Source organism: Pseudomonas sp. UF-293 (assembly GCF_058245595.1).
This window is the reverse complement of sequence record NZ_JBSICA010000013.1, coordinates 56,238-74,536: the sequence shown is the minus strand read 5'-3', so window position 1 is coordinate 74,536 and position 18,299 is coordinate 56,238. Positions and strand designations below refer to the sequence as shown.

Sequence of the window (18,299 nt, the reverse complement as noted above, 5' to 3'; positions counted from 1 at the left end):
GCTCATGCCTTCAATCCTGCGTGTAGATCCTGCAAGCGGCGCACGGTCTTTTCCGGACCGAACTTCAGCGCTTCGCAGATCGCTTCGCCCGCAGCAATAGTGGTGGTGCAATAGATCTTGTGCTGCAGGGCGTTGCGACGAATGGAGTACGAATCGGCGATCGACTGACGACCTTCGGTGGTGTTGATGATCAGCGTGACTTCGTCATTCTTGATCATGTCGACCACGTGCGGACGACCCTCGGTCACCTTGTTCACGCGACGCACTTTCAGACCTGCGGCTTCGATCAGCTTGGCAGTGCCGGCAGTGGCGACCACTTCGAAGCCCAAGTTGATCAGATCACGGGCCACGCCTGCAACCAGTGGCTTGTCGTCATCGCGCACGCTGATGAACGCGGTACCGCCGGTCGGCAGTACTTCGCTGGCACCCATCTGCGCCTTGGCGAATGCTTCGCCGAAGGTGTCGCCGACGCCCATCACTTCACCTGTCGACTTCATCTCTGGGCCGAGGATCGGGTCAACGCCAGGGAACTTGGCGAACGGGAACACGGCCTCTTTCACACTGTAGAAGTTCGGGATGATTTCCTTGGTGAAGCCAATTTCCTTCAGGGTTTTACCGGCCATGACGCGGGCAGCGATCATCGCCAGGGAAACACCGATGCACTTGGAAACGAACGGCACGGTACGCGAGGCACGCGGGTTGACTTCGATGACGTAGATGTCTTCGCCCTGCAAAGCCAACTGCACGTTCATCAGGCCGACAACGCCCAGTTCCAGGGCCATTTTCTTGACCTGTTCGCGCATCTCGTCCTGGATGTGCGCTGGCAGCGAGTACGGCGGCAGCGAGCACGCGGAGTCACCGGAGTGAACGCCCGCCTGTTCGATGTGCTGCATGATCGCGCCGATCACTACGTCTTTACCGTCGCAAACCGCGTCCACGTCCATTTCGATGGCGCAGTTGAGGAAGTGGTCGAGCAGCACCGGGCTGTCGTTGGACACTTGCACCGCGTCACGCAGGTAACGCTTGAGCTCGTCTTCCTTGTAAACGATTTCCATCGCACGGCCGCCCAGCACGTAGGACGGGCGCACCACCAGCGGGTAACCGATCTTCGCCGCAGCACGAACCGCTTCGTCTTCGCTGCGCACGGTGGCGTTTGGCGGCTGACGCAGGTTCAGGCGCTCAACCATTTGCTGGAAGCGCTCGCGGTCTTCGGCGCGGTCGATGGCGTCAGGGCTGGTACCGATGATCGGCACGCCAGCAGCTTCCAGAGCGCGAGCCAGCTTCAGCGGAGTCTGGCCGCCGTACTGGACGATCACGCCTTTCGGCTTCTCGACGCGGCAGATTTCCAGTACGTCTTCCAGGGTTACCGGCTCGAAGTACAGACGGTCGGAAGTGTCGTAGTCGGTGGAAACGGTTTCCGGGTTGCAGTTGACCATGATGGTTTCGTAGCCGTCTTCGCGCAGGGCGAGAGCAGCGTGAACGCAGCAGTAGTCGAACTCGATACCCTGACCGATACGGTTCGGACCGCCACCCAGAATCATGATCTTGTCGCGACCCGATGGCGCTGCTTCGCACTCTTCCTCGTAGGTCGAGTACAGATAAGCGGTGTCGGTGGCGAATTCGGCTGCGCAGGTGTCAACGCGCTTGTAGACCGGGAATACTTCCAGCTTCTGACGGTGCGTGCGCAGGTTTTTCTCGGTCACGCCCAGCAGCTTGGCCAGACGCTGATCGGAGAAGCCTTTGCGCTTGAGCTTGAACATCAGGTCGCGGTCGATCGAGGACAGACCGAGGGTCTTGACCTTCTCTTCGTCCTTGATCAGGTCTTCGATCTGCACCAGGAACCAAGGGTCGATCATGTTCATGCCGAAGATGTCTTCGACCGACAGACCGGCGCGGAAGGCGTCCGCCACGTACCAGATACGCTCGGCGCCCGGCACGGTCAGTTCGCGCTTGAGCACGCTCATGCTGTCCGGGTTGCTCAGATCGAGCTTCTCGTCCAGACCGCAAACGCCGACTTCCAGACCGCGCAGAGCTTTCTGCAGGGATTCCTGGAAGGTCCGGCCGATGGCCATGACTTCACCGACCGACTTCATTTGCGTGGTCAGGCGCGCGTCAGCCTTGGCGAATTTCTCGAAGGCGAAGCGTGGCAGCTTGGTGACAACGTAGTCGATCGACGGCTCGAAGGACGCCGGAGTCTTGCCACCGGTGATGTCGTTCGACAGTTCATCAAGGGTGTAACCCACAGCCAGTTTGGCCGCGACCTTGGCAATCGGGAAACCGGTGGCTTTCGAAGCCAGGGCCGAGGAGCGCGAAACACGCGGGTTCATTTCGATCACGACCATGCGGCCAGTGTTCGGGCAGATACCGAATTGAACGTTGGAACCACCGGTCTCGACGCCGATCTCGCGCAGTACCGCCAGCGAGGCGTTACGCAGGATCTGGTATTCCTTGTCGGTCAGCGTCTGGGCTGGAGCTACGGTGATCGAGTCACCGGTGTGCACGCCCATTGGGTCGAAGTTTTCGATCGAGCAGACGATGATGCAGTTGTCCTTTTTGTCGCGGACAACTTCCATTTCATATTCTTTCCAGCCGATCAGCGATTCGTCGATCAACAGCTCTTTGGTCGGCGACAGGTCCAGACCACGGGCGCAGATTTCTTCGAACTCTTCACGGTTGTAGGCGATACCGCCACCGGTGCCGCCCATGGTGAAGGACGGACGAATGATGCATGGGAAACCGAGGGTTTCGAGAACCGCGTTGGCCTCTTCCATGCTGTGCGCGATGCCGGAACGCGGGCACGCCAGGCCGATGGATTTCATCGCCTTGTCGAAACGCGAACGGTCTTCAGCCTTGTCGATGGTGTCGGCGTTGGCACCGATCATCTCTACGCCGAACTTCTCCAGAACGCCTTCGCGCTCCAGGTCCAGAGCGCAGTTCAATGCAGTCTGGCCGCCCATGGTCGGCAGAACGGCGTCCGGACGCTCCTTCTCGATGATCTTGGCAACGGTCTGCCACTTGATCGGCTCGATGTAGGTGGCGTCGGCCATGTCCGGGTCGGTCATGATGGTGGCCGGATTGGAGTTCACCAGGATGACGCGGTAACCCTCTTCGCGCAGGGCCTTGCAGGCCTGGGCGCCGGAGTAGTCGAATTCGCAGGCCTGGCCGATTACGATCGGGCCAGCGCCGAGAATCAGGATGCTTTTAATGTCTGTACGTTTTGGCATGGTTTGTCACTCAAATCCGCAGGTCAGTCGGCAAGCCGTCTTGATCGATTTCTGAAGTCCCGAAGGGGCCGCCGGTACCGGGGCCGCCCTCGAGGGCTTCTCTCTACAGTCTCAAGGCGAACGCTTAGCGTCGCTTGGCCATCTCGTTGATGAAGCGGTCGAACAGTGGCGCAACATCGTTCGGGCCCGGGCTCGCTTCAGGGTGACCCTGGAAGCTGAACGCGCTCTTGTCGGTGCGCTCGATGCCTTGCAGGGTGCCGTCGAACAGCGATTTGTGGATCGCACGCACGTTGGCTGGCAGGGTGGCTTCGTCTACCGCGAAACCGTGGTTCTGGCTGGTGATCATCACCACGCCTGTGTCCAGATCCTGCACCGGGTGGTTGGCACCGTGGTGGCCGTGACCCATTTTCAGGGTCTTGGCGCCGGAGGCCAGGGCCAGCAACTGGTGGCCGAGGCAGATGCCGAACACCGGCGTCTCGGTTTCCAGCACTTCCTTGATCGCCTGGATCGCGTAGTCGCATGGCTCCGGGTCACCAGGGCCGTTGGACAGGAACACGCCGTCCGGCTTCAGCGCCAGCACATCGGCGGCTGGAGTCTGTGCAGGCACTACGGTGACGCGGCAGCCGCGCTCGACCAGCATGCGCAGGATGTTGACCTTGACGCCGTAGTCGTAAGCGACCACGTGATATGGCAGTTCAGAGGCTTCGATGGTCGCGTGGCTGTCGGTTTTCAGATCCCAGACAGTCGAGCGCCATTCGTATTGCTTCTGGGTGCTGACGACTTTCGCCAGATCCATGCCCTTCAGGCCGGGGAAGCCTTGCGCAGCGGCAATGGCCGCTTCTTCGGAGATGTTGTCGCCGGCCATGATGCAGCCGTTCTGAGCGCCTTTTTCACGCAGGATGCGGGTCAGGCGACGGGTGTCGATACCGGCGATTGCCACTACATTGTTGGCTTTCAGGTAATCGGACAGGGACATCGTGTTACGCCAGTTGCTCGCTACCAGCGGCAGGTCACGGATGACCAGGCCAGCGGACCAGACGCGGTCGGACTCGGCATCTTCCGGCGTGGTGCCGGTGTTACCGATGTGCGGGTAAGTCAGGGTCACGATCTGTTGGGCGTAGGAAGGATCGGTAAGGATTTCCTGATAGCCGGTCATTGCGGTGTTGAACACCACCTCACCAACGGTCTGACCGTCGGCTCCAATGGCTTCGCCGCGAAAAATGCTGCCATCAGCAAGGGCGAGTATGGCTGGCTTAGTCAAGAAGACCTCCCGTAAATAACGCATGAAAGGGCAATCGCAGGTTGTAAAAAAGCGGAGTGACGTATGGACACGTCACCCCGCTTCTTCACTGAAATTATTCTGCGCGCTTTTAGTGGACACACTAAAGCTGTAGCTTACAGAAAAGGGCGTTTTTGGTCCACCGCTAAAGAGCCCTAAAGGCCGGAGAATGCGACAGGTCGTCGCCAAGCGGTAAAAACCGGCGCAAAACGGGACGTTTGCGCCGGGTTCAGCAACGACTCAACGCAGGTCGAGCACGTCTTGCATGTCGTACAGGCCAGGCTCGCGACCATCCAGCCACAGCGCCGCACGCACCGCGCCCTTGGCGAATGTCATGCGGCTCGAAGCCTTGTGGGTGATCTCGACGCGCTCGCCATCGGCAGCAAACAGGACGGTGTGATCACCAACGATATCGCCTGCACGTACGGTGGCGAAACCAATGGTTTCACGCTCACGCGCCCCGGTCTGGCCTTCACGACCGTAGACCGCGACCTTCTTCAGATCACGCCCCAGCGCATCGGCAATCACTTCACCCATGCGCACGGCCGTACCAGACGGCGCATCGACCTTGTGCCGGTGATGGGCTTCCATGATTTCGATATCGACATCGTCGCCCAGCACGCGCGCAGCGGTGTCGAGCAACTTCAGGCAGAGGTTGACGCCGACGCTGAAGTTGGCGGCGAAGACGATCGGAATATCCTTGCCCGCCTCGGCCAGCAACTGCTTCTCTTCAACACTGAAACCGGTGGTGCCGATGATCATCGCTTTGCCGTGTTTGCGGCAGAACGCGAGGTTTTTCAGGGTCACGGTCGGGTGAGTGAAGTCGATCAACACATCAAACTCTTCAACCACACGATCCAGATCACCGGACAGCGGCACGCCGATACGGCCGAGCGCTGCCAGCTCACCGGCATCCGCACCAACCAGCGTGCTGTCCGGGCGATCGACCGCCGCCGTCAGACCGGCGCCCGGCGTCTGCTGCACCGCTTCAATCAGGGTCTTGCCCATGCGCCCGGCGGCGCCCATCACTGCAATACGTCGCATGCCGACTCCTTACAAATCGCCGAAGAAACGCTTCACACCGTCAAACCAACCGGTGGTTTTCGGCGAGTGGCTGTTGTCGTCGGCCAGGGAGCTACGGAATTCTTCCAGCAGCTCACGCTGACGACGGTTGAGATTGACCGGCGTTTCCACAGCGACACGGCACATCAGGTCGCCGGCACCGCCGCCACGCACTGGCGCAACGCCTTTGCCGCGAACGCGGAACTGCTTGCCGGTCTGCGTGCCTTCAGGGATTTTCAGTTTGACGCGACCGTCGAGGGTTGGAATCTCCAGCTCGCCGCCCAGCGCAGCGTCGACGAAGCTGATCGGCACTTCGCAGAACAGATGCTTGCCGTCACGCTGGAAGATGTCGTGTTCGCGCACGTTGATCACAACGTACAAGTCGCCAGTCGGCCCGCCCTGGGTACCCGCCTCGCCTTCGCCAGACAGACGAATGCGGTCGCCCGTATCGACACCGGCCGGTACTTTGACCGACAGGGTTTTGTACTCTTCGACGCGACCGTCGCCGTGGCAGGAGTCGCACGGATCGGAAATGATCTTGCCCTGACCATGGCAGCGCGGGCAGGTCTGCTGCACCGAGAAGAAGCCCTGTTGCATGCGTACCTGGCCGATGCCGCCGCAGGTCGGGCACGTCGTCGGCGAAGAGCCCTTCTTGGCGCCGGAACCATCGCACGGCTTGCAGTTGACCAGTGTCGGAACGCGGATATTCACCGACGTGCCGCGCACCGCTTCTTCCAGATTCAGCTCCAGGGTATAGCGCAGATCGCTGCCACGCTGAGCACCGCCACGGGCACCGCCGCGACCGCCGCCGAAGAAGTCACTGAAGACATCGCCGAAGATGTCCGAGAAGTTCTGGCCACCGAAACCGGCACCGCCGCCACCCATGCTCGGGTCGACGCCGGCATGACCGTACTGGTCGTATGCCGCGCGCTTGCTGGCGTCGGACAACACTTCATAGGCCTCGTTGGCCTCTTTGAATGCTTCTTCCGAAGCTTTGTCGCCGGGATTACGGTCGGGGTGGTGCTTCATGGCCAGGCGGCGATAGGCCTTCTTCAGGTCCGCTTCGCTCGTGCCCCGCTCGACACCCAATACTTCGTAATAGTCACGCTTTGCCATAAGTTCTTTGCACTCTTAAGGACGTTCGGCAAACCCCTCCTGAGCCTCGCCAAACTCGTTGAGCCCCCATTAAGGCCCGGACCCAACTCACGTCAATTCAACGATCCTGGTCTTGATTGATGCGGTATCTGCGGCGCGAAAAGCAGGAGCATTCCCGGCCATACCACCAACACGCGAGCGTTGTCGCATGCTGTAAAAATTCGCGTATTCCAGATACGCCAACGCGGGAGGCAAGCTCCCGCGCGGCGACATCCTACCAGTCACCGCCGCAAGGCAGTCAACCGGGCGACCAACAACTTACTTGTGGTCTTTGACTTCTTCGAACTCGGCGTCGACAACGTCGTCAGCCTTCTCAGCCGATTCGCCTTGCGGGGCCGCGCCATCAGCTGGCTGAGCCTGTTCGGCGTACATCTTCTGAGCAACCGGAGCGGAGACTTTCGACAGCTCTTCAACCTTGGCTTCGATGGCAGCCTTGTCGTCGCCTTTGACGGCGGCTTCCAGAGCAACCACTGCGGCTTCGATTGCAGTCTTCTCTTCAGCGGTGACCTTGTCGCCCGCATCAGCGACCATCTTGCGAGTCGAGTGCACCAGTGCATCACCCTGGTTACGGGCAGCGGCCAGCTCTTCGAACTTGCGGTCTTCCTCGGCATTCGCCTCGGCGTCACGCACCATGCGCTCGATTTCTTCGTCGGACAGACCGGAGTTGGCCTTGATCACGATCGACTGGGTCTTGCCGGTAGCCTTGTCTTTCGCGCCGACGTGCAGGATGCCGTTGGCGTCGATGTCGAAGGTCACTTCGATCTGCGGCACGCCACGTGGAGCTGGTGGAATGTCGGCCAGGTCGAACTTGCCCAGCGATTTGTTCTGTGCGGCTTGCTTGCGCTCACCCTGCAGAACGTGAATGGTCACAGCGCCCTGGTTGTCGTCGGCAGTCGAGAACACTTGCGATTTCTTGGTAGGAATCGTGGTGTTTTTCTCGATCAGCGCGGTCATCACGCCACCCATGGTTTCGATACCCAGGGTCAGCGGGCTGACGTCGAGCAGCAGAACGTCTTTCACGTCACCGGCCAGAACAGCGCCCTGAATCGCAGCACCCATGGCGACAGCTTCGTCCGGGTTGACGTCTTTACGAGCTTCTTTACCGAAGAAATCGGTAACCAGCTTCTGTACCAGCGGCATACGAGTCTGACCACCGACCAGAATCACGTCGTTGATCGCGCTGACGTCGATACCGGCGTCTTTCATCGCAATGCGGCAAGGTTCGATGGTGCGCTGAACCAGGTCTTCAACCAGTGCTTCGAGCTTGGCACGGGAGATTTTCACGTTCAGGTGCTTAGGACCGGTCGCGTCTGCAGTGATGTACGGCAGGTTGACGTCGGTCGACTGAGCGGACGACAGCTCGATCTTGGCTTTCTCAGCGGCTTCTTTCAGGCGCTGCATGGCCAGCGGGTCACCTTTGAGGTTCATGCCGCTTTCTTTCTTGAATTCGTCAACGAGGTAGTCGATCAGACGAATGTCGAAGTCTTCACCGCCGAGGAAGGTGTCACCGTTGGTGGCCAACACTTCGAACTGGTGCTCGCCATCAACTTCAGCGATCTCGATCACGGAAACGTCGAAGGTACCGCCACCCAGGTCATAAACGATCACGGTGTGATCGCCCTTGGCCTTGTCCATACCGTAAGCCAGAGCAGCTGCGGTTGGTTCGTTGATGATACGTTTCACGTCCAGACCAGCGATGCGGCCGGCGTCTTTGGTGGCCTGACGCTGGCTGTCGTTGAAGTAGGCCGGAACGGTGATCACCGCTTCGGTCACTGCCTCGCCGAGGTAGTCTTCGGCGGTCTTCTTCATTTTCTTCAGAATTTCAGCCGAGATTTGCGGCGGCGCCATTTTCTGGCCGTTCACTTCTACCCAGGCGTCATTGTTGTCAGCCTTGACGATCTTGTAAGGGACCATCTGGATGTCTTTCTGCACAACTTCTTCGTCGAAACGACGACCGATCAGACGCTTTACCGCGTACAGGGTGTTGTGCGGGTTGGTTACAGCCTGACGCTTGGCCGACTGACCTACCAGGATTTCGCCATCGTTGGCGTAAGCGATGATCGACGGCGTGGTACGCGCGCCTTCAGCGTTTTCAATAACTTTGGCTTTGCCGTTTTCTAGCACGGAGACGCAGGAGTTGGTAGTCCCCAGGTCGATACCGATAATTTTGCCCATGTTCACTCTCCCGAAACTTTGGATTTTGTTGCCGCAGCAGTGGTGGCTGACTGCGGTAGCACTTAAACGCTTGACTTCTAAATGGGGGCCTTGCGGCTAATTTCAAGCCTGCTCGTCAATCGAAGGCGAAACTGGCGCCGGCGCCTTGCTGACCACGACCATCGCCGGGCGCAGCAGGCGACCATTGAGCTGGTAGCCCTTCTGGAAAACCTTCAACACGCTGTTCGGCTCGACGTCGGCACTTTCCTGCATGGCCATCGCCTGATGGTGAACGGCGTTGAACGGTTCGCCATGCGGATCGATCGCTTCAAGCTGGTAACGCTTGAGGGTGTCGTGGAACATTTTCAGGGTCAGCTCGATGCCTTCGCGCATCGGACGGATGCTTTCGTCGTCCGGGCTCGACAGTTCGAGGCCGCGCTCCAGGCTGTCGACGATCGGCAGCAGGTCGCTGGCAAATTTCTCAAGGGCAAACTTGTGCGCTTTCTCTACGTCCTGCTCGGCACGGCGGCGAACGTTCTGCAGATCGGCGGCAACACGCAGAGACTGATCCTGCGCGGCGGCCAATTGCTCTTCGAGCACTTGCACACGGGTCGCCAGGTCGTCACCCGAACCTTCGGGCGCCTGATTGGCATCTGGGTTTTGCGTATCTACTGTCTGTTCGTCAGCCATAGAATTCTCCTTTCAATTTCGTCCGCGAGCCTGACTCGCGCTTCTGCCCCGATATATGGGGCCGCAAAATCAGGCTTCAAGGGCTGCAATCGATTGTCCTTACAAAAAAGTGCTGAATAGTCATTCTTGAATGCGCTAAGAAAACTTTGCGATCAAGCAAATCGAGCTAAGCGAGGGCATTGTCAGGCCTGAACAAAACACTGTATAAATAACCAGACCTCAAGCCTGGGAGCTGCCTTTATGCTGGTGCACCTGTCCGTACACAACTACGCCATCGTTGAACATCTCGATCTTGAACTCGATCGCGGGATGAGCGTGATCACAGGGGAAACCGGCGCCGGCAAGTCGATCATGCTCGATGCCCTGGGCCTCACCCTGGGTGATCGCGCCGACAGCGGCGTGGTTCGCCCGGGCGCCGACAAGGCCGACATTCTCGCCACCTTCGACCTGGCTGATATTCCTGAAGCCAGCGTCTGGCTGGCCGAGCGCGATCTGGAAAACGACGGGCCGTGCATCTTGCGCCGGGTCATCACCTCGGAAGGTCGCTCACGCGGCTATATCAATGGCACGCCCTGCCCGCTTGGCGACCTCAAAGCCCTCGGCGAGCTGCTGATCGATATCCACAGCCAGCACGAACACCAATCGCTACTGAAAACCGACACCCATCGTCGCCTACTGGACGAGTACGCCGGCGCCACTGACTTGGCGCGTCAGGTGCAACTTGCGGCGCAGCGCTGGCGTCAGACTCGCCAGGAACTGGAGCGTCTCTCCAACTCCGGCGATGAACAGCGCGCACGTCATCAACTGCTCAGCTACCAGCTCGAAGAACTGGAAAACCTCGGCCTCGGCGAAAACGAACTCGAGCAACTGGAGCAGGAACACAAGAACCTGACCAACGCCGAAACCTTGCTGGGCATTTGCCGGCAAGTGGTCGAGCAGTGCAGTGAAAGTGATTCAGGGAATGTCCTGAATGCACTGACCGCCAGCCTCAATCGTCTGTCCAGTGTGAACAGCTCGGTGGGGGCGCTGGGTGAAGCCAGCAGCCTGCTGACCAGCGCACAGATTCAGGTAGAAGAAGCGGTCGGCGAGCTCAACCGCTTCCTCGACAACTTCGATGCCGACCCGGCTCGCCTGCAGTACCTCGAAGAACGTCTCGACGCAATCTACACCTTGGCGCGCAAGCACCGGATTCAGCCGACTGAAGTCGGCGAGATGCAGCAGAAGCTGCTCGATGAAATCGAAACCCTCAACGCCAACGATGAATCCATCGAGCGCCTGGGTGAAGAACTGGCGTCCTACGCCCGTCACTATCAAGAGAAAGCCCGCGAGCTGAGCGACCTCCGTCACCAAGCCGCCGGCAGCCTCGCCAGTGCAGTGGAGCAGGAAATCCAGCGCTTGGGCATGCCCGGCGGCCGCTTCACCATCGAGCTGAAAGCCAACAGCAGCGACGAGTTGCTGCCAAACGGGCTGGAACAGGTCGAACTGCTGGTTAGCGCCAACCCCGGCCAACCGCTCAAAGCACTGGCCAAAGTCGCCTCCGGCGGTGAGCTGTCGCGGATCAGTCTGGCGATTCAGGTAATCACCGCCCAGACCTCCCGCGTGCCGACGCTGGTATTCGACGAAGTGGACGTAGGTATTGGCGGCCCGACTGCCGAGATTGTCGGCCAGTTACTGCGCCGCCTCGGTGATCGCGGCCAGGTCTTGACGGTGACGCACTTGCCGCAAGTGGCGGCGCAAGGGCATCAACACCTGTTCGTGCACAAGGTTCGCGACGAGAAGGCGACTCACACCGCTGTCGCGAAGCTGACAAAGAACGAGCGCATCGAAGAAGTCGCGCGCATGCTCGGCGGCATCGATCTGACCAAGGAATCCCTGGCTCACGCGAAAAAAATGGTGGTGACCGCCAAGGCTTAACAAATAGTAGAAAGCACGAAGGCGACCCGTGGGTCGCCTTCGTTCGTTTCGCGAATGTGCAATTCGCGCGACATGCTTACTTTTTCTTGCGTACGTACAGCACCAGATTGTGATCAACCATCTCGAAGCCATGCTTCTCGACGATCGACTTCTGAAGTTTTTCGATTTCTTCGTCGAAGAATTCGATCACTTCACCGGATTCCACGTTGACCATATGGTCGTGGTGGCCACCGTCAGCCAGTTCGAAGACCGCGTGGCCGCCGTCGAAGTTGTGGCGGACCACGAGGCCGGCCGCTTCGAACTGGGTCAGAACACGGTAAACCGTGGCCAGACCGACGTCCTCACCAGCTTCCATCAACGCCTTGTAGACGTCCTCGGCACTCATGTGGCGCTGCTCGGTAGAGTCGAGCATTTGCAGGATCTTGACCCGTGGCAGGGTCACTTTGAGGCCGGCTTTGCGTAGTTCGCTATTTTCAACCATGGTCAGCTTTCTCGCGATGCTGCTTCGCAGCTTCTCTTAATGCGGGTATGATCGGCGTTTACGTTGTCCCAGCCAAGATAGTGGAAGTCGCCCACCGATGCAAAACACCAAGCTCTTGCTAACCAGTTTCACCTTTGTGGGACTGCTCGCACTCGCCGGTTGTTCATTCCCCGGGGTTTACAAAATCGACATCCAGCAGGGCAATGTCGTCACGCAGGACATGATAGACCAGTTACGCCCGGGAATGACCCGGCCGCAAGTACGGTTTATCATGGGCAACCCTCTGCTTGCCGACACGTTCCATGCCGATCGCTGGGATTATCTGTACAGCCTGCAACCGGGTGGCGGTGAACGCCAGCAGGAACGAATCAGCGTTATCTTCAATTCCAACGACCAGCTTGTCAGCCTGTCCGGTGACTTCATGCCCGGCGTGAGCCGTGACGAAGCCATTCTCGGCAAGGACAGCGGCACGAACGTTACCGCGCCTGCTGAAAACGCCGACAAGCCAGAAGCTGAGAAGCCAGCCAAACCAGGCTCCTTGCTGGATCAGATCCAGAAGGACGTCGATGGTGTGGAAACCGTACCGGTTCCGACACCAGAGCCGCTGGACACCTCGCCGCAGTAATAGGCGAGGCAATAAAAAACCCGGACATTCCGGGTTTTTTATTGCCTGCCGTTTGGCCAGCTCAAATATTCCGCGCCTTTGCCTCGGCAGCTTTCGCCGCGCGCAGGCGTCGCACTTCTTTCGGATCAGCCAGCAGCGGTCGATATATTTCGATCCGCTCGCCCGCCTGAACAGCGCGAGAATTCGCGTCAGCCACGACCTTGCCAAAAATGCCCAGCGGACACTCCGCCAGATTCAGCTCAGGAAACTCGGCTGCAATGCCCGATTCGTGCACCGCCGCCCGAACGCTAACGCCTTCAGCCACGCTGATCGCACGCAGGACCTGCCGATCAACCGCCGCGTACACGACTTCTATCTCGATCATAGGCTCAGCCATGCATCTGCTTGGCGCGCTGGCAGAAAGCATCCACCAACTGATTGGCCGCCTGATTGAACAGCGGGCCCAACGTAGCGCGCACCAGCGGCCCGGCGTAATCGAACGACAGGTCCAGACTGATCTTGCAGGCCTTCTCGTTCAGCGCCTTGAAGACCCAGACGCCGTGCAACTGATTGAACGGACCTTCCTCAAGATTCATCTCGATCGACTGCCCCGGCACCAGCGTATTGCGCGTGACGAAATGCTGACTGAGGCCGCCCTTGGCTACACCGACACTGGCGCGCATGTGTTCCGGGGAGCTTTCCAGCACTTCAGCCTCCGAACACCACGGCAGAAACTCCGGGTACCGCGCGACGTCATTGACCAGGTCGTAGAGAAATTGCGCCGGGTACGGCAGAAGCGCGGATCGTTGGATATGTGTCGTCATGTAAGCGTTACTTCCAGAGCTGAGCGGCAAAGACTACAAGAATGCCGATAGGCGCCACGTAGCGCATCAAGAACAGGGACAGAGCAAACAGAACCGGGTTACGGATGGACAATTCATCCCGCACCGCTTCACGCCCCATCACCCATCCCGCGAACAGCACGAAACACAAGCCACCGAGGGGCAACATGATCCGCGAGGTGAAGAAATCGATCACGCCGAAGAAGTCGAGACCGCTCTGCGCACCCCATTGGTAGAGGCTGAACGTCCCGCCTTCGTTCACGAAAAACTTGGCTTCCTTCCAGATATTGAACGAAAACACCGTGCCCAAACCGACAAACCAGCAGGTGAACGCCAGCCAGAACGTTACCCAGATGCGGCTGATTTTAGTGCGCTCTACCAGGTAGGCCACCATCGGCTCGAGCAGCGAAATAGCCGAACTCCAGGCAGCCACCGCGACCAGCACAAAGAACACCACGCCCATCAGCTGGCCGAAAAATACGTTACCAAACGCAAATGGCAGGCTGACGAACATCAGTCCCGGACCTTCGCTTGGGTTCAGGCCAGCAGCGAATACAATCGGAAACAAAGCCAGACCGGCGACCAGCGATACAAAAGTATCCAGCAGCGCAACACCGACCACGGTGCCGGACAGCGAGGTGTTCTTCGGCATGTAGGCGCCGTAGATCATGATCGAACCGACGCCGACGCTCAGCGAGAAGAACGCGTGCCCCATCGCTGGCAGCAGGCCGTCGAGGACTTTTTCCGGGTGGAAGTCGAACATGAAATGCACGCCTTCCATGAAATGCCCGGTGGTCATGCTGTAGCCCAGCAGCACCAGAATCATCACGAACAGCAGCGGCATCATGATTCGCAGGCTGCGCTCAAGCCCGGCGACCACGCCTTTGGCGATCACGAAGGCCGACAGCAGCATGAAAATCGTGTGCCAAAGTGTCAGGCGCCATGGATTGGAGATGACATTGCCGAAATAGGCGCCGACCTGATCGGCCGTCGCGCCCTGGAAATCGCCACGGCCCATGTCGAGGATGTAATCCAGCGACCAGCCGCCGACCACACTATAGAAAGACAGAATCAATAGTGCCGTGATCATCCCGGCAAAAGCACCCCACGACCATTTGGCCGAGTGACCCGCTTCCAGCGCCAGGACCTTCAGGGCGTTGGCTGGACTTTGCCGGGCACGCCGGCCGATCAGGGTTTCCGCGAGCATGACCGGCACACCGATGAGCGCGATGCACGCCAGAAACATCAGCACAAAGGCGCCGCCACCGTAGACCCCGACCATGTAGGGGAACTTCCAGATACTACCCAGTCCCACGGCCGAACCGGTCGCGGCGAGTATGAATACCCAGCGGCTAGCCCAACTGCCGTGGACAGAAACCTTGTCTGTCGACATCGTTTATCACGCCCAAGCGTTAGAAAAAGAGGCCGCATTGTCCGGGATTCACTCAACCTGCTCAAGCACGCAGCAACACCGTAGCCGACAGCCGAACAACTCCATATAATGCCGCCCCTATGGCTAAACAGAAGAAACACCCAACAGGGACCATCGCGCAGAACAAAAAGGCGCGACACGATTACTTCATCGAGCACAAGTTCGAGGCTGGTCTGGTCCTGGCCGGCTGGGAAGTAAAAAGTCTGCGGGCGAGCAAGCTGCAACTGGTCGACAGCTACGTGCTGCTCAAGGACGGCGAAGCATGGTTGCTTGGCAGCCACATCACGCCGTTGATGACCGCGAGCACCCACGTCATCGCCGACCCGGTGCGCACACGCAAATTGCTGCTCAACCGCCGCGAGCTCGACAAGCTCGCCGCCGCCGTGCAGCAAAAGGGTTATGCCTGCGTCTGCCTGTCCTGGTACTGGAGCAAGCACATGGTCAAGTGCGAAATCGCTCTGGGCAAGGGCAAGAAGGAATACGACAAGCGTGACACCGAGCGCGAGCGCGATGCCGGTCGTGAATTGCAGCGTGCGGTGCGCAACAAGGGCAAGGAAGACTGATCTTTCCCCTTTAGCGCCAATTCGCGAGCAGGCTCCTCCCACCCTGGAATGCATTTCAAAGGTGGGGGCGAGCCTGCTCGCGAAAGCTATTTCAGCATCAACCCAACTTCAACTGATCACATCCCCTTGCGCCGCTCCGCCCGAGCCATGCGCTGTACCTCCTGACGCACCTCTTCCAGCACCTCCTGCACATACAGAATATGTCGGCTGGACACTTCCCGCGCCTGCTCGGCACGCCCTTCGATAATCGCCAGATACAATTCCCGATGCTGCGAGATCAGCATGTCGCGGGTTTCCGTGCGCTGTTTGTACATGCCGCCAATGTTGGTCACGACATTGCGCTTGAGCAGATCGAACAAGCCGCGAATCGTGTGCAGCAACACCGCGTTATGGCTGGCCTCGGCAATCGCCAGATGAAATTTCGCATCCGCCGCGCCCTCTTCCGCCCGGCTGACTTCTTCGTGACGCGAGTAGCAATCCTGCAACTCTTCGAAGGCAGCAGTCAGGCGTTCACGATCGACATCGGTCGCGCGCAATGCGGCGTAGTAAGCGCACGATGCCTCCAGGGTGTGCCGGAATTCGAGCAAATCACGCTGCGCTTCAGGGTTGCTTTCAAGCAGTTGCAGTAGTGGATCGCTGAACGTTGAACCAAGGCCTTCCACCACATAATTACCGCCGCCCTGGCGACTGACCAGCAAGCCTTTGGCCGCGAGTTTCTGAATCGCCTCGCGCAACGACGGGCGTGATACGCCAAATTGTTCGGCCAGCGTGCGCTCGGCCGGCAGCCGCTCGCCCGACTTCAGCGTGCCCTCAAGGATCATCCCTTCAAGGCGCTCGACAATATCGTCAGACAAACGGCGCTGACGTATCTGATCAAAGCCCATAACTCATTTCTCCACGATCCCGACCGCTCGCCGGGGTGTCTATTCTGGCCTATCCGCGCGCCGCCGACACCTGCCAGAAGCCAGTTCGCCAAAGCGGATCAGTTGCCCTCTGCACCGCATCTTCGACGAAAGTTTCAGAGCGGCAAATTGACACACCGCCACCAAGGCTTTTACCCTAGCCGACAGCGCTTGTAAATTGGTATTACCAATTATCCAAGATTGCTCACAGTGCCTGACCAACAACAATTAGGGGCCACCCCACCATGCAAACCTGGCAACAGCTCTACAGTCCGCTCGGCAGTCTTGGCGTCTCCGCTCTCGCGGCCGTCATTCCCATCGTGTTCTTCTTTCTCGCCCTGGCAGTGTTCCGCCTCAAAGGCCATGTGGCCGGCAGCATCACCCTCGCGCTTTCGATTGCCGTGGCGATTTTCGCCTTCCAGATGCCGGTGGACATGGCCTTCGCCGCCGCTGGTTATGGTTTCGCTTATGGTCTGTGGCCGATTGCCTGGATCATTGTCGCGGCGGTGTTCCTCTACAAGCTGACGGTGAAGAGCGGTCAGTTCGAGGTCATCCGCAGCTCAGTCCTGTCGATCACCGATGACCAACGCTTGCAGGTGTTGCTGATCGGTTTCTGCTTCGGCGCATTTCTGGAAGGTGCCGCCGGTTTCGGCGCGCCGGTAGCGATTACTGCCGCACTCCTTGTAGGACTGGGCTTCAACCCGCTGTACGCCGCCGGCCTGTGCCTGATTGCCAACACTGCGCCGGTAGCGTTCGGCGCGCTGGGGATTCCGATCATCGTGGCGGGCCAGGTCACTGGCATCGACGCCTTCAAGATCGGCGCCATGACCGGTCGCCAGCTGCCACTGCTGTCGCTGTTCGTGCCGTTCTGGCTGGTGTTCATGATGGACGGCCTGCGCGGTGTGCGCGAAACCTGGCCGGCCGCGCTGGTGGCAGGTTTGAGTTTCGCCATCACCCAATACTTCACCTCCAACTTCATCGGCCCGGAACTGCCGGACATCACCTCGGCACTGGCCAGCCTGATTTCCCTGACCCTGTTCCTCAAGGTCTGGCAACCACGTCGCGCCGCCGGCCAGCACATCGTTGGCGCCGTGTCCGCTTCGGTGGTGAGCGCCAGCGTGGGAGGTTTCGGCCAGAAGCGCACCACCGTCGCTTCGCCCTACAGCCTCGGGGAAATTTTCAAGGCGTGGTCGCCGTTCCTTATCCTCACTGTGCTGGTGACGATCTGGACGCTGAAGCCTTTCAAAGCGATGTTCGCTGCCGGCGGTTCGATGTACAGCTGGGTGTTCAACTTCGCGATTCCGCACCTTGATCAACTGGTGATCAAGACTGCGCCAATCGTGGCCAACCCGACCGCCATTCCAGCGGTGTTCAAGCTCGATCCGATTTCCGCCACCGGCACGGCGATTTTCTTCTCCGCGCTGATTTCGATGCTGGTGCTCAAGATCAATTTCAAAACTGGTCTGACCACTTTGAAAGAGACCTTCTACGAACTGCGCTGGCCAATCCTGTCGATCGGCATGGTGCTGGCGTTCGCCTTCGTTACCAACTACTCCGGCATGTCCTCGACCATGGCTCTGGTATTGGCAGGTACCGGCGCGGCGTTCCCGTTCTTCTCGCCGTTCCTCGGTTGGCTGGGCGTGTTCCTCACCGGTTCGGATACCTCGTCGAACGCGCTGTTCAGTTCGTTGCAAGCGACTACCGCACACCAGATCGGCGTCAACGACACCTTGCTGGTGGCGGCCAATACCAGCGGCGGCGTGACCGGTAAAATGATCTCGCCGCAATCGATCGCCGTGGCCTGCGCCGCGACCGGTCTGGTCGGCAAGGAATCGGATCTGTTCCGTTTCACCCTCAAGCACAGCCTATTCTTTGCAACGATCGTCGGTTTGATCACCTTGGCTCAGGCCTACTGGTTCACCGGCATGCTGGTGCACTAAACCTACAAGAAAGACGGAAATAACCGACGCCGGCCCGTGATCCGGCGTCAGCAATTC

General features: G+C 59.2%; 15 protein-coding genes. 4 read left to right on the top strand and 11 right to left on the bottom strand.

The features are described 5' to 3' along the window. Nucleotides 1–2: 2 nt before the first annotated feature. From carB to grpE, 6 genes are all read right to left on the bottom strand, one after another. Complete coding sequence (carB, locus tag AC4IHP_RS15925) at nt 3–3,224, bottom strand: carbamoyl-phosphate synthase large subunit (protein ID WP_016771764.1); 3,222 nt, start codon at nt 3,222–3,224, stop codon at nt 3–5. 124 nt (nt 3,225–3,348) lie between these two features. Next, nucleotides 3,349–4,485 carry a glutamine-hydrolyzing carbamoyl-phosphate synthase small subunit gene (carA, locus tag AC4IHP_RS15920; RefSeq protein ID WP_325719641.1) on the bottom strand — a complete coding sequence of 379 codons (1,137 nt, stop codon included), beginning with the start codon at nt 4,483–4,485 and terminating at the stop codon, nt 3,349–3,351. Between the two features lie 258 nt (nt 4,486–4,743). Beyond that, nucleotides 4,744–5,547, bottom strand: coding sequence for a 4-hydroxy-tetrahydrodipicolinate reductase (gene dapB, locus AC4IHP_RS15915; protein ID WP_016771766.1), 804 nt, complete (start codon nt 5,545–5,547; stop codon nt 4,744–4,746). 9 nt (nt 5,548–5,556) lie between these two features. After that, complete coding sequence (gene dnaJ, locus AC4IHP_RS15910) at nt 5,557–6,681, bottom strand: molecular chaperone DnaJ (protein WP_016771767.1); 1,125 nt, start codon at nt 6,679–6,681, stop codon at nt 5,557–5,559. Nucleotides 6,682–6,978: 297 nt separating this feature from the next. Beyond that, nucleotides 6,979–8,895 (bottom strand): molecular chaperone DnaK, encoded by a 1,917-nt coding sequence (gene dnaK / locus AC4IHP_RS15905; protein WP_024011565.1) that lies wholly within the window; start codon nt 8,893–8,895, stop codon nt 6,979–6,981. 102 nt (nt 8,896–8,997) lie between these two features. Continuing rightward, entirely contained in the window at nt 8,998–9,564 is a 567-nt protein-coding gene (gene grpE / locus AC4IHP_RS15900) for a nucleotide exchange factor GrpE (RefSeq protein ID WP_039759570.1), read from the bottom strand. 240 nt (nt 9,565–9,804) lie between these two features. Here grpE and recN point away from each other — a divergent pair, with 240 nt between their 5' ends. Next, nucleotides 9,805–11,478: a DNA repair protein RecN gene (recN, locus tag AC4IHP_RS15895; protein ID WP_490832139.1), complete on the top strand. Its 1,674-nt coding sequence runs from the start codon at nt 9,805–9,807 to the stop codon at nt 11,476–11,478. A gap of 76 nt (nt 11,479–11,554) precedes the next feature. On the opposite strand, the gene fur is transcribed toward recN, so the two are convergent. Next, nucleotides 11,555–11,959 carry a ferric iron uptake transcriptional regulator gene (fur, locus tag AC4IHP_RS15890; RefSeq protein WP_016771770.1) on the bottom strand — a complete coding sequence of 135 codons (405 nt, stop codon included), beginning with the start codon at nt 11,957–11,959 and terminating at the stop codon, nt 11,555–11,557. Nucleotides 11,960–12,056: 97 nt separating this feature from the next. Here fur and AC4IHP_RS15885 point away from each other — a divergent pair, with 97 nt between their 5' ends. Further along, nucleotides 12,057–12,584: an outer membrane protein assembly factor BamE gene (locus AC4IHP_RS15885; RefSeq protein ID WP_434767670.1), complete on the top strand. Its 528-nt coding sequence runs from the start codon at nt 12,057–12,059 to the stop codon at nt 12,582–12,584. 61 nt (nt 12,585–12,645) lie between these two features. Here the strand turns inward: AC4IHP_RS15885 and AC4IHP_RS15880 are convergent, their stop codons facing one another. From AC4IHP_RS15880 to AC4IHP_RS15870, 3 genes are read right to left on the bottom strand one after another with little or no spacing between them, the layout of a single operon-like run. Continuing rightward, nucleotides 12,646–12,960: an RnfH family protein gene (locus tag AC4IHP_RS15880; protein WP_490832138.1), complete on the bottom strand. Its 315-nt coding sequence runs from the start codon at nt 12,958–12,960 to the stop codon at nt 12,646–12,648. Continuing rightward, nucleotides 12,953–13,387 carry a type II toxin-antitoxin system RatA family toxin gene (locus AC4IHP_RS15875; RefSeq protein WP_186547355.1) on the bottom strand — a complete coding sequence of 145 codons (435 nt, stop codon included), beginning with the start codon at nt 13,385–13,387 and terminating at the stop codon, nt 12,953–12,955. Before AC4IHP_RS15875 ends, AC4IHP_RS15880 begins: the two co-directional genes overlap by 8 nt. Nucleotides 13,388–13,394: 7 nt before the next feature. Further along, entirely contained in the window at nt 13,395–14,798 is a 1,404-nt protein-coding gene (locus AC4IHP_RS15870) for a sodium-dependent transporter (protein ID WP_490832137.1), read from the bottom strand. Between the two features lie 119 nt (nt 14,799–14,917). On the opposite strand from AC4IHP_RS15870, the gene smpB reads away from it, so the two are divergent. Then, a complete protein-coding gene (gene smpB / locus AC4IHP_RS15865) occupies nt 14,918–15,400 on the top strand; it encodes an SsrA-binding protein SmpB (RefSeq protein WP_007953781.1) in 483 nt (160 codons plus the stop codon). A 116-nt stretch (nt 15,401–15,516) separates the two neighbouring features. Here smpB and AC4IHP_RS15860 read toward each other — a convergent pair whose 3' ends face one another. Beyond that, nucleotides 15,517–16,284, bottom strand: a complete 768-nt coding sequence (locus tag AC4IHP_RS15860; RefSeq protein WP_016771775.1) for an FCD domain-containing protein — start codon at nt 16,282–16,284, stop codon at nt 15,517–15,519. Nucleotides 16,285–16,547: 263 nt separating this feature from the next. On the opposite strand from AC4IHP_RS15860, the gene AC4IHP_RS15855 reads away from it, so the two are divergent. Then, on the top strand, nt 16,548–18,242 hold the full coding sequence (locus tag AC4IHP_RS15855) for a lactate permease LctP family transporter (protein ID WP_016771776.1): 1,695 nt from the start codon (nt 16,548–16,550) through the stop codon (nt 18,240–18,242). Nucleotides 18,243–18,299 lie beyond the last annotated feature (57 nt).

Coding starts and splice junctions, on each gene's coding strand:
- AC4IHP_RS15875 (WP_186547355.1), bottom strand. CDS start 13,387: ATGACGACACATATCCAACGATCCGCGCTTCTGCCGTACCCGGCGCAA.
- recN (WP_490832139.1), top strand. CDS start 9,805: ATGCTGGTGCACCTGTCCGTACACAACTACGCCATCGTTGAACATCTC.
- AC4IHP_RS15880 (WP_490832138.1), bottom strand. CDS start 12,960: ATGGCTGAGCCTATGATCGAGATAGAAGTCGTGTACGCGGCGGTTGAT.
- AC4IHP_RS15855 (WP_016771776.1), top strand. CDS start 16,548: ATGCAAACCTGGCAACAGCTCTACAGTCCGCTCGGCAGTCTTGGCGTC.
- dnaJ (WP_016771767.1), bottom strand. CDS start 6,681: ATGGCAAAGCGTGACTATTACGAAGTATTGGGTGTCGAGCGGGGCACG.
- carB (WP_016771764.1), bottom strand. CDS start 3,224: ATGCCAAAACGTACAGACATTAAAAGCATCCTGATTCTCGGCGCTGGC.
- dnaK (WP_024011565.1), bottom strand. CDS start 8,895: ATGGGCAAAATTATCGGTATCGACCTGGGGACTACCAACTCCTGCGTC.
- grpE (WP_039759570.1), bottom strand. CDS start 9,564: ATGGCTGACGAACAGACAGTAGATACGCAAAACCCAGATGCCAATCAG.
- smpB (WP_007953781.1), top strand. CDS start 14,918: ATGGCTAAACAGAAGAAACACCCAACAGGGACCATCGCGCAGAACAAA.
- dapB (WP_016771766.1), bottom strand. CDS start 5,547: ATGCGACGTATTGCAGTGATGGGCGCCGCCGGGCGCATGGGCAAGACC.
- AC4IHP_RS15885 (WP_434767670.1), top strand. CDS start 12,057: ATGCAAAACACCAAGCTCTTGCTAACCAGTTTCACCTTTGTGGGACTG.
- AC4IHP_RS15860 (WP_016771775.1), bottom strand. CDS start 16,284: ATGGGCTTTGATCAGATACGTCAGCGCCGTTTGTCTGACGATATTGTC.
- AC4IHP_RS15870 (WP_490832137.1), bottom strand. CDS start 14,798: ATGTCGACAGACAAGGTTTCTGTCCACGGCAGTTGGGCTAGCCGCTGG.
- fur (WP_016771770.1), bottom strand. CDS start 11,959: ATGGTTGAAAATAGCGAACTACGCAAAGCCGGCCTCAAAGTGACCCTG.